General features: G+C 42.5%; 11 protein-coding genes. 7 read left to right on the forward strand and 4 right to left on the reverse strand.

The features are described from left to right. Positions 1-113: 113 nt before the first annotated feature. Positions 114-668, reverse strand: coding sequence for a cytochrome b (locus tag B3S92_RS09575; RefSeq protein ID WP_349678957.1), 555 nt, complete (start codon positions 666-668; stop codon positions 114-116). Positions 669-1,341: 673 nt separating this feature from the next. Here B3S92_RS09575 and B3S92_RS09580 point away from each other — a divergent pair. Beyond that, entirely contained in the window at positions 1,342-2,064 is a 723-nt protein-coding gene (locus B3S92_RS09580) for a response regulator transcription factor (RefSeq protein ID WP_028859405.1), read from the forward strand. 101 nt (positions 2,065-2,165) lie between these two features. Further along, positions 2,166-3,929, forward strand: a complete 1,764-nt coding sequence (locus B3S92_RS09585) for a sensor histidine kinase (RefSeq protein WP_296205382.1) — start codon at positions 2,166-2,168, stop codon at positions 3,927-3,929. Positions 3,930-3,973: 44 nt separating this feature from the next. Here B3S92_RS09585 and B3S92_RS09590 read toward each other — a convergent pair whose 3' ends face one another. Continuing rightward, positions 3,974-4,879, reverse strand: a complete 906-nt coding sequence (locus tag B3S92_RS09590) for a histone deacetylase family protein (RefSeq protein ID WP_296205384.1) — start codon at positions 4,877-4,879, stop codon at positions 3,974-3,976. 62 nt (positions 4,880-4,941) lie between these two features. Continuing rightward, positions 4,942-5,976: a hypothetical protein gene (locus B3S92_RS09595; protein WP_296205387.1), complete on the reverse strand. Its 1,035-nt coding sequence runs from the start codon at positions 5,974-5,976 to the stop codon at positions 4,942-4,944. 173 nt (positions 5,977-6,149) lie between these two features. On the opposite strand from B3S92_RS09595, the gene ccmA reads away from it, so the two are divergent. The 5 genes from ccmA (at position 6,150) to ccmE (ending at position 9,583) form a co-directional block, all read left to right on the forward strand. Further along, positions 6,150-6,923: a heme ABC exporter ATP-binding protein CcmA gene (gene ccmA / locus B3S92_RS09600; protein WP_296205390.1), complete on the forward strand. Its 774-nt coding sequence runs from the start codon at positions 6,150-6,152 to the stop codon at positions 6,921-6,923. Continuing rightward, positions 6,923-7,639 (forward strand): heme exporter protein CcmB, encoded by a 717-nt coding sequence (locus B3S92_RS09605; RefSeq protein WP_296205392.1) that lies wholly within the window; start codon positions 6,923-6,925, stop codon positions 7,637-7,639. The genes ccmA and B3S92_RS09605 overlap by 1 nt, the downstream gene beginning before the upstream one ends. A gap of 259 nt (positions 7,640-7,898) precedes the next feature. Next, positions 7,899-8,687: a heme ABC transporter permease CcmC gene (gene ccmC, locus B3S92_RS09610; RefSeq protein ID WP_296205394.1), complete on the forward strand. Its 789-nt coding sequence runs from the start codon at positions 7,899-7,901 to the stop codon at positions 8,685-8,687. 43 nt (positions 8,688-8,730) lie between these two features. Next, positions 8,731-8,934 (forward strand): heme exporter protein CcmD, encoded by a 204-nt coding sequence (gene ccmD, locus B3S92_RS09615; RefSeq protein WP_077450559.1) that lies wholly within the window; start codon positions 8,731-8,733, stop codon positions 8,932-8,934. A gap of 121 nt (positions 8,935-9,055) precedes the next feature. Continuing rightward, positions 9,056-9,583 (forward strand): cytochrome c maturation protein CcmE, encoded by a 528-nt coding sequence (gene ccmE / locus B3S92_RS09620; RefSeq protein WP_077450560.1) that lies wholly within the window; start codon positions 9,056-9,058, stop codon positions 9,581-9,583. A gap of 128 nt (positions 9,584-9,711) precedes the next feature. Here ccmE and B3S92_RS09625 read toward each other — a convergent pair whose 3' ends face one another. Continuing rightward, on the reverse strand, positions 9,712-10,728 hold the full coding sequence (locus B3S92_RS09625) for a UPF0104 family protein (RefSeq protein WP_296205398.1): 1,017 nt from the start codon (positions 10,726-10,728) through the stop codon (positions 9,712-9,714). Positions 10,729-10,880: the final 152 nt, after the last annotated feature.

A 10,880-nucleotide genomic window follows, 5' to 3' on the forward strand; every position in this document is an offset into this window, starting at 1 on the left:
GCACAACTTGTAATAAAAAAATCGCCAATGGGCGATTTTTTTATGCTTTTACTAAGTATCAATGATTGCAGCGTATCAATAAAGATAGCGGCCGATATAATCTATATAAAAAGCTATTTAATCCGCGACATAATATTGTCTTTTTTGATGAATTGATGCTGTAATGCCCCTAAGATATGTAAGGCCGTAAATACTAATAAGGTTGGCCAAATCACATCAGTATGCAGGTTATTAAAAAATCGTGCCTGACCTCGGTCGGTGGCCAAAATACTTGGCAACTGAAATAGACCAAACATATCAATACTTCTTCCCCCATACCAAGTCATTAAGATACCTGATAACGGCATAGCAAATAACAACACATAAAGTAGTAAATGGGTCAGATGCGACACTGCAGTCTGCCATTTTGGCATAGGTACGCTAGCAGGTGTTGGGCTAACAATACGACTGATTACCCTAGCAATCATCCAGAACAATAAGCTGACCCCAAAGGCTCGGTGTAAATCTAAATAGGTATCCCCTGCTGATGAGCCCTTATGTAGCGTTATCATCCCCCAGACAACAATAAGCAGCAGTACACTACCCCAATGAAAAATCTTTACCGCAGAAGACCACTTATTCGGTTTTACTGCTGTCACAGTATTAGAGCGAGTATTATTTGGTGCCATAGACATAAGTTACCTATCCACTTTAAATTTAAATTATTAAAAATAAAATAATAGCCCATTATTACAGCAACGAGTCATTACTTTGTGTAAATATTGCCTTTTTACCGAGGAGGTTAAGGCAGTTATAAAATATTTAATCCTCTGTAATTATGCACAGTATGCTAACACAACTAGCAAAACACCTAACGATCATCAACATAGGGATAGCCATATCCCTTGGATTTCAATGATAAACTGTTTATTGCTATTACAATAGTCTGGACATTTATATTATAAAACCCATAGCCTTTGGTTTCAGAGTAATAGGCTGTGTAACAATAGAGATTAAAAGTAACAAACTGTGTATTGTTAAGATAGGCAGGGACTAGCGAATATAGTTATAATACCGCTTAAAGCAAGCTTAAGCATGGAGTGGGATTAAATATGAAAGCTGATATCTGTATTTAACGCCTATTACCTGTATTAAGATTAAGTATTGAGCTGTTTTATCTACTGTCTATAGGAAGACTCAGTGAAATAACGGGTCAGTAAAATACCAGTAAAATAACAATCAGATTACTGACTAGTAGTGCTTGTACTTAATTTATTAATGACATACCCACTCAATACTGAGTTAATCGAATAAAACCATAACCACTTATTAAATAAATTATTGAATATTTTAAGGATTATTATGAGCAAACAAATACTAATAATTGAAGATGATCCAGATTTAGCGGAACTGATTAGCGATTATTTAACGATGAACTATTATGAAGTTCATCACGCTTCTACTGGTCAAGAAGGTCTGGATATTCTAGATGCCAAAGAGCGCGCCATTGATTTGATTATCTTAGACTTAATGCTACCGGATATGGATGGCATGCAAGTCTGTCAGAAGATTCGCGGTAGCAAAAACAGTCAAACCAATAAAGTGCCTATTGTGATGCTGACCGCCAAAGGCGATACCACAGACCGCGTGTTGGGCTTAGAGATGGGTGCTGATGACTATATCTCCAAGCCTTTTGAGCCGCGTGAGTTACTGGCACGTATCCGTGCCGTGTTGCGCCGTCATGAGCAGCCAAATCAAGCAGACAGTCAATCAGACAGCTTAACTTTTGGTCGTTTAAGTGTCTTTCCAGACAGCCATGAAGTGACCATTGATGATAAGCCAGTGCGTTTGACCACGCATCAGTTCCAATTGCTGCATTATTTTGCTACTCACGCCGGCAAAGTATTAAATCGTGAGCAATTATGGCAAGCTATGCCTAACGATGACAGCTCAGACAACATTGATCGTGCTATAGATGTACACATCTCTCGCTTGAGAGCTTTAATCGAAGACAATCCTCGCCAGCCAAAACGTATTATTACCGTTCGTGGTGTGGGTTATCAGTTTGCCACTGACCAAGTATAACGATACGGGCTTACTGCATTAAACATTTAGCGATTCAATTTAATCATCAAGTTGAATCGCTATCTTATTTTTAGCAGGCTTAATTTACATTAGACACTTCTATGATTCGTCGTCCTCGATTTAACTTTTCGTCTTCCGTCTTTAGTAAGCTTTTTCTCAGTGTGGTGCTAACTCTAGTGCTATTCGCTGCTGGCATGGTTACTCTAATGAACCTAGTGCACAACAACTCAGCCGATGCCCGCTGGGAAGTGCTTGCTAAGCAAATTGTTAGCCAAATTGACCCTTTCGTGGATGAACTTGATAATGCCACAACCATGAACGAGCTTCTGCAAGCTAGATTCATGTTGGCCGTTATCAAAAGAAGCTTTGATGTCTTTGATGAGTCGCTGCAAGCGAAGATGGGGCTCTATGATCGTAATGGTAACTTACTGATTCAAACCGATGATAGTGATTTGCCCAAACAGCTTCCTGATGATCCCTCCTTAATCTCGCGTCTATTGCCGGCGTTTTTTTCTTCAGATCAGGTCAACGTCCAAGCGATGAGTGACCGCGGCTATACTCTATTGTATGAGCCACGCAACCCTCCAAAACGCTCAGAGTTATGGGCAGTATTAAATATCTTTACCGGTACTATTGCGCTTCTTGCCCTTATGTCGATCGTTCTAGGCTGGATTGCGCACTCGATGACTTGGCGTATAAACCAAATGAGCAAGCAAATGGCTCAGCTGGGGGAAGGTAACTTTAGTGTTCGCGTGCCTTCCAAAGGTACCGATGAAATTGCTAGCCTAGCTCGAGGCTTCAACCAAGCGGCGCAGAAGATTGAGCAACTTATCGATGCCAACAGTTTATTACTGGCCCATGCCTCACACGAACTTCGCACCCCCATCACCCGAATTCGTCTGCAAATTGAAATGATGGAGATGCTGGCCAATGAAATGTCGGAGGAAACTCGCGCTAAATTCCACAAAAGAGCTCAAGCCGTCAATCGTGACTTAACCGGCTTAAATGACTTGGTAGAGAGTATCTTATTGGTCAGCCGCCTTGATGCAGGTCATGCAGCACAGACCAATGAGCGTTTTGATTTTTATGAGCTAATTAGCCAAGAATGTCAGCACTATCCTGAAGCCACTTTGTATGGCAAATCCATAGTCATTGAAGGTCAACCTAAGTTACTAATCCATTTGATTCGAAATCTATTAAACAATGCTTTAATTCATGGCGAGCCGCCTATTGAAGTGCACTTATATGGCGTGGTTGCACAAGAAGAGGCACTCTATCCACCGAAGCAGCTATTAGATCAAATTGAAGCCGCTAAGAGTGAGGCTAATAAAGAATTAAACCCGTCTTTAGAAGCAGAGTCTGTGGCTATCGAGAATGTTACTAGTGAGACGGAAGCAGACGCCTTAAGCCATTTAGAGGTTGAAGATCAAAATGGCAGCACGGAATTAGCTACTTCAGAGGGTGAGAATCAACCTTTATCGACCACAGCTCAAGCGACTTCCAAGAAACAAGACAAAGGCAATAATAAATCAAAAGCGGATTCCTCAAAATCCAATGATATCGGTTTTACTAAGCGCCTACGTCGACCAAAAGCTGAGCCCGTCATTGAGCCTAACTTCGTGGTATTGGCCGTTATTGACCAAGGCAAAGGGATTCCATTGGACAAGCGTAATGAAATTTTCAGTCCTTTTGTCCGCTTACAACAGCAAAGAAAAGGCTCTGGATTAGGATTGTCCTTAGTGTCTCAGATTGTTGAGGCTCACAATGGCCGTATCCGCACCGACACCTATAACGGCCGGACCCGATTTATTGTCTTACTGCCAGTCAATGACAGTGTCACGGTGGAGAAGCCTGACTTTTCATAGGCGAACCATTCAGCGAAATAAATCAGTACTAGACTAAGACTCGGCTAATCAAAAAACAATTGCTTGGCCAGTCTAAAGGTATTGCAGTGGGCTTCTACCACATCTTCAACATCCTCAGAATAGCCCCCACCCATCACTACCGCGACGGGAATATTATTATCTCTGGCTTGACGTAATACAAAGTCGTCGCGTTGTTTACAACCTTCTGGAGTTAAAGACAGCTTGCCCAGCTTATCTGTGGCCAACACATCCACTGCCGACTGATAAAAAATTAGATCCGGCTTATGTGCTGCAATTAATTGGGGTAGTGTCTGCTTTAGCTGGGCCAGATAAGTTTCATCATCAGTGTCATTGGGTAGCTCAATGTCTAAATCTGAAGGTGGCTTTCGAAATGGATAGTTCTTCTCTCCATGCATACTAAACACAAACACTCTCGGCTCATCCGCCATAATACTGGCATTGCCGTTACCTTGGTGCACATCCAAATCAACGATTAGTATTCTTTGCGCCTCGCCTCTATTTAATAACAAATTGCTGGCTATACACACATCGTTGAACACACAAAATCCTTCACCATGATCGGCAAAGGAGTGGTGCGTACCCCCTGCGACATTCAAAGATACCCCATACTGCTTAGCATACAAAGCGCACTCATAGGTGGCATGAGCAATATACCTACCCCGCTCGACCAATTCAGGGGTCATCTCAAAGCCTATGGCCCGAGCTTCTTTACGCGATAGAGTCTGAGTCTTTAGCTTCTCCCAATACTCGGCGGTGTGCGTGGTTAGAATCTCTGCCTCGGTCAACTTTTTGGGCGCGAAGAAATTGGCTTCACTCAGCGTGCCCTCTTGTATCAATCGCTCTGGTATTAGCCGATATTTTTGCATGGGAAAACGATGCTTTTCTGGCACTTGGTAAAGAAAAATGGGAGAGAAGGCAACTTTTAGCATAATAACTTTAACTTATTCTGATAACTATTAGATTTACTATTAACCTTTATTGTCACCAACTATCACTGCCAAATCCGAGTGGGTAAAAAAAAGGTCTTATCCATTTGAGCCCTGTTCAGTTCTTCTAACAAGGTATCTAGTTCAAAATCTTGCGGGTCGCTGGCTAGAAGGTCGCTAAATAAAGGCGCAAACGAGGCCGTCATCGCCATTACCCCTTTCAATAGATAACTAATTACCGTAGGTGGCACAAATCCGCCGTTGGCATTAATGATAGGTTCAAGATCTAAAGAGTTTTTAAATCTTATCTCACCGTCTCGGATATCAATCTCTACACAGCCTAGCATCATGTCATAGTTGAGCTGAGTGGCCAGCATCATTCCTGCCTGTAAATGTGACTCCGGCAAGTGAAAAGGCAATACCCCATAGAAGGCCACCAATTGAGTATGCTCATGAACCCGAATAACGCAGCCCCACTCTACTTCGCCGCTGTCTCCAGCTGACTGTATATCCCGTGATGAATCCTCATCAGTATCAGCCGTGTCGTTACTTGCCCCTTCTTGATAGTAACGCATTGCCATTGAAATGTGATGGACGTTTCTTTTACGGATACTGCCTTGGTATTTTTGAGTTTGGTTACCAGACGGCACATCAGCTGGGTCTTGTTCAGGGTCGTTAAAGTCACTTTCGGCAGTAGGCTCGTGATAGTGATAACTAAGATCACTGGCTTCCAAAAAATCTAAAATACTATCGGTTATTGGATTTTCTGAGCTTTGTTCCGAAGCGCTGCCCTGATTCATATTGTCCACCTCGTCTAAGTTAGACAAACTGATGAATTTCACTGAAGCCTCCTCAGACACGCTCTCTGGATAGTCTGCTTCTCTACCGTGACTGGTTGACTGATCACTTTTCGTCGATGATTTAAAGTTATCTCGACTTTCAGAGTGTTGTTTTTGGTTCTTATTGTAATTATCAGTATCGCGCTTTTGTTGTGGCGGCTGAGGCTGATCGTTATCAGTTTGACTTTTAATGCTATTTTCTTCAGCAGTTAATAAGTATTTTAGTCGTTGCCAAAAAGACGGTTTTTTTTGTGAGCTCATAATAAGGACAATACGTTAGTTGTGGGCTGAGGTTTGATATACTATGTTATATTAAAACATTAACTATATATGACGGTGGACTGTGCTTATTGCAATAGCATTAAGACAAATGCTGGTTCAAGAAATAAATTAATAAAAGCTGCCTCATACCACCCTTTATAAACTAGGTTATCATGCATTCCAAAAGCCACCCTAATTCTCAGTCCTCCCTTGATGCTCCTGCGATACTGTCCCTGCAAGACATTACCATTCAGCGAGGGGATTTCCCCTTGTGTGAAAGGGTGGGACTCACCTTATCGAGTGGTGAGATTTGTCACCTTGTGGGTGCCAATGGTACCGGTAAAACTACGCTGCTTATGCAGCTGGCAGGACTACTGCCTTTACTGGAAGGGCAGGTTTTATATCAAGGCCAACCTACTTTACCAGTTGCGCCGTTATATGTCTCACATCAACTGGGCATTCATCCCAATTTAACGGTAAAACAAAACCTAACCTTTTTATTAAATCTCTATGGCATTCGACCTTCCGCAGAACAAATTGAGACGGCTTTAGACTGGGTGGATCTATCAGGCTTTGAGAACATGGGCAGTAACCAACTCTCTGCCGGTCAAACCCGCCGAGTCACTTTGGCCAGATTATATTTAATGACCATACAGCAAACCCCATTATGGCTGCTAGACGAACCTTTTACTGCGCTTGATGTCAGCATGGTAGCGCGGTTACAAAAACGGCTACAAGACTTTGCGAACAGTGGTGGAGCGGTATTAATGACCAGTCACCAAAGCGTAGAGGTGGCCACCAAGTCGTTAAATCTATCTGATTATTTACCGCATTATTCACAAGATGAGCTGGATGGCTTAGATGATTTGGATGGCTTAGATAATTTGTATAAAGAAGCTTTAACTGACTATGAGGACTCGCCATCAAAGAATAAGGGAGTACTGTAATGACAGCACCCACTCCTAAGCCTTTAGCAAATATAGCGGCTCCTATTGGTATAGCGGGTAAGGAGCTTTGGCAGCGAGAATGGCAGGTAAAACAGCAAGGCGCTGTTCAATGGCTGTATCCGCTGGTTTTATTTTTGGTGATTATCACTCTATTCCCATTGGCTGTAGGCAGTGAACCACAGCTACTACATCGCTTGGGCGTGCCGGCAGTGTGGATAGCCGCTTTATTATCCCTGGTTATGGGCGTGGATGGATTGTTTAAACCGGCCATGGACAACGGCACTCTAGCCCAGCTGGTGGTTTCAAGGACCTCCCTGCCCTTTTGGGTACTGATTCGTCTTACCATTCATTGGATATTTAGCAGTGGTTTGGTGGCTTTGCTTAGCTTATTAGCGGTGCCTTTATTTGGTCTGTCTTGGGGAGAAGCTGGTGCCCTGTTGGTCTCCATCTTGGTGGGCAGCCCCATGTTATTGATGCTGTCCGCAATAGCCAGTAGCTTAACTCTATCTTTAAAAAATGGCGCTGTATTAGTGCCGTTAATTGCGTTACCAATGCAACTCCCTGTGCTTATATTTGCCACAGGCGCTGTAGACTTATATGCTACTGGTCTTAATGGCCTGCCGATATTGGCCCTTCTAGCAGCAGGCAGTATTATTTCAGTACTGGTTATGCCTTGGGCTATCGCCATGACTTTGAAAATGGCTTGGCTTAACTAAGGTCAATATTTGTTATAATAGTCTCAGCTATTACCTGCTACTGGTTATAAAATATTTTTACTTCCAATTTCTGTTATTTACTAAGCGGCTGTTAAGATTAGACGCCATAAGATTTATCAGGCTCGGCTAAAAATGCTGAGCCGTCGGTAGTTATTTACTGAGTGGCGCTACTGCTTTACGTAGCCTTATTGATCCGCGTGCTTTGACATTTATATAAGCACTTTTTTGCTCACACCGTGGCTTACAAGGTCGTTTTATTATGCCAAATGCTAATTCATCACCTCAAACCCCTGGCTTCTTTTCTCGCCTGTGGCAAGGATTTTTGGCCACTGTTGGGACTCGAGAGTTCTTTAGAATTTTCTCTCCTTGGGTTAAGTGGCTTGCTGGTATAGCGATTATTATGATTGCGATAGGCAGCATATGGGGCCTCGGTTTTGCCCCTCCGGATTATCTGCAAGGTAACAGCTATCGCATTATCTTTATCCATGTGCCAGCTGCCAGTATTGCTTTGTCGATTTATTTCGCCCTAGCGGTATTGGGAGTAATCTTCTTAGTGTGGCGTATCAAAACTGCAAACTTGGTAGCCCAAGCCATTGCACCCATTGGTTTTATGCTATGTGTTCTGAGCTTATTGACGGGATCTATTTGGGCCAAACCAACTTGGGGAACCTTCTGGGTATGGGACGCTCGTTTAACCTCAATGCTTATTTTGGCATTCTTATATGCTGGGGTAATGGCCTTGTTTGCCGCTTTTGAACACACTCCAAACCGAGGAAAGGCTGCAGCCATCCTGTCTATTGTCGGTGCTGTAAACCTGCCTATTATTAAGTATTCGGTAAACTGGTGGAACACTTTACACCAAGGTACGACTCTGACCATCACCGAGGCCCCTAAGATGTCTATCGATATGTTAGCGCCTTTATTATTGATGATTCTGGGGACTTATTTTATGGTCGGCGCCTTAGCCATATACCGTACTAACACCCTAATTCTACGCCGTGATCAAAATAAAGCTTGGGTCAAAGAGTATGTGCGTACGTCTAAATAGGACGCAACCCAACCTGATCATTAGCCAATAAAGGAGTGCCATTGTGCAACCCTACTTTTATAGCTTCCAAGAGTTTATAGCCATGGGCGAACATGGGCCCTATGTATGGAGTACCTGGGGTATTACTGTGCTCGCTATCATCGGCTTTATCTTTTATAGCCTCAATCAACGCCGTCGTCTCATTAAAGAGCTAAAAATTCAACATGCCCGTCAGCAGCAGCGTAAACAAAAAACCAAACGTAATTAAACTTCGCAATTAAACTTGGTAAGCTGCTACGCTTTTATTTACTGGCTTAAAGCGACAAGCGTTTTAAACTTTTTATAGTAATCTCATTATTTCTTGAGATTTAAAAATTAAAGGCAATTTTATGAATGCTGTGCGTCGTAAAAAACTAATTTGGGTCGCTGCCACTTTGGCAGGTGCCATTATCGCAGTCCTGTTGGTTATCTATGCTATTGGCCAACAAACCGACTATTACTTTGACCCCTCTGCCATTGCTGCTGGTGAAGCGCCACAAAACAAACGCATCCGTGCTGGGGGCATGGTGGTAAAAGACAGTGTGCGTCGTGATCCCAATGATGATTTAAAGGTTCAATTTGCCATTACTGACTTCAACGCTTCGGTTCCTGTCAGTTATCAAGGCATCTTACCTGACTTATTCGCTGAAAACTCAGGGGTAGTTGCTACCGGTGAAATGCAAGGCGAAGTATTTGTGGCCAGTGAAGTCCTTGCTAAGCATGATGAAAACTACATGCCACCTGAAGTAGCGGCCTCCTTAAAAGAAGAGCATGCTGCGAAGGGAGTTGCTCCAACCTCAGAACAATTTAGTCCTGCTATCCCAGTAAAAAACGCAGCTGACAAGGGCAACCATAGTACCAACACCTTGGCTGAGTAAATCTTGAGCACTTAGAACTCAGCAATAATACTTCTATAAAAACAGATATAAAAAAACAGGCAGCTTAATAAGCTGCCTGTTTTATTTTTTACTAGATATAAGTCACTAGCTATTAGATTAAACGGGCATTACGGTTTTCTTAACCAGCGTAGCCAAATCTCATGTCCAAAGAAAAACACCAGTGCTAAGAAGAACGGCAATAAGTAATATAACAGTCTAAATACCAACAATACCGCCAATAAATAAGTCTTATCTACTGTGGGTAATGAGGCCATCATCGTCAACTCAAACACGCCCAACCCGCCCGGAACATGACTCAAAATTGCCAATATCATTGACTGAACAAAGGCTGCGAAGACAGTAAAGTAACCTATTCCAGCATCATGGGGTAGCAGCAGATATAGAACAAATGCCACACTTGCCAAGTCAATAATTGAGATGATGATTTGTTTAATAATCATCGCCGCAGGAGGTAAATCAAAGCGCCAACCGCGTATTTGAATATGCCGACCTTGACTACCCGACCAAACCAGCAAACCTGCCACTATAGCCAGTAGACTAATGCCGAGACCACGAATTACTGAGGCATTATGCAGTAGATTTGGGATATCTATCGACAGTTCAGAAAGCTGCATATCCAGCTGTCCCATCATAGTTACTGTCGCTTCAGGGTGTAAAGTCAGCGATAGGGCTACCAAGGTCGTAATACCAAAAGTAAAAGCCATAGATACCAACCAAACCACATTGGCAATGCTCTCAGCCTTTACCTTATTTACCCCATACATCCTAAAGCGCACTCCAGAGGCCGATAAAATAGCCAAGCCAATAGTATGACCAATGGCATAAGCGGTAAAAGAGGTAAAAGCGACCTTCTTAAAGGGCAAATTAATATGCATATGTCTCAATGCAAGCATGTCGTATAGCGTCAGCACCAGATAGCCAAAGGCCACTACCAACAAGGCTAAAAAGATATCTACATTAGGAATCTGTTCTATGGCAGCCAAAACATCGGATAACTTGATGGTGTGGGTGATGGTATAAAGCGTTTTTATAGCGAGAAGGAATATAAATAGCGCCAACAAAAACAGTGTGCCACGTAGCAAAACTACTTTAGGATTGAGAAGATTTTTTAGGTTTATAGACATACTGCCACTTAGATTAAGACACTGAAGAATTCATCGAATTTTATATAATATAACCATAGTGTCTATAATAACAGCCTGAACTATTAGTTTGTGTATTTATAATAAAACGGCTGCTACATTACTCGAGTAAGATATAGTCATAGCCCCATAAA

The organism is Psychrobacter sp. UBA3962, assembly GCF_002385225.1.
Classification (GTDB): Bacteria; Pseudomonadota; Gammaproteobacteria; order Pseudomonadales; family Moraxellaceae; genus Psychrobacter.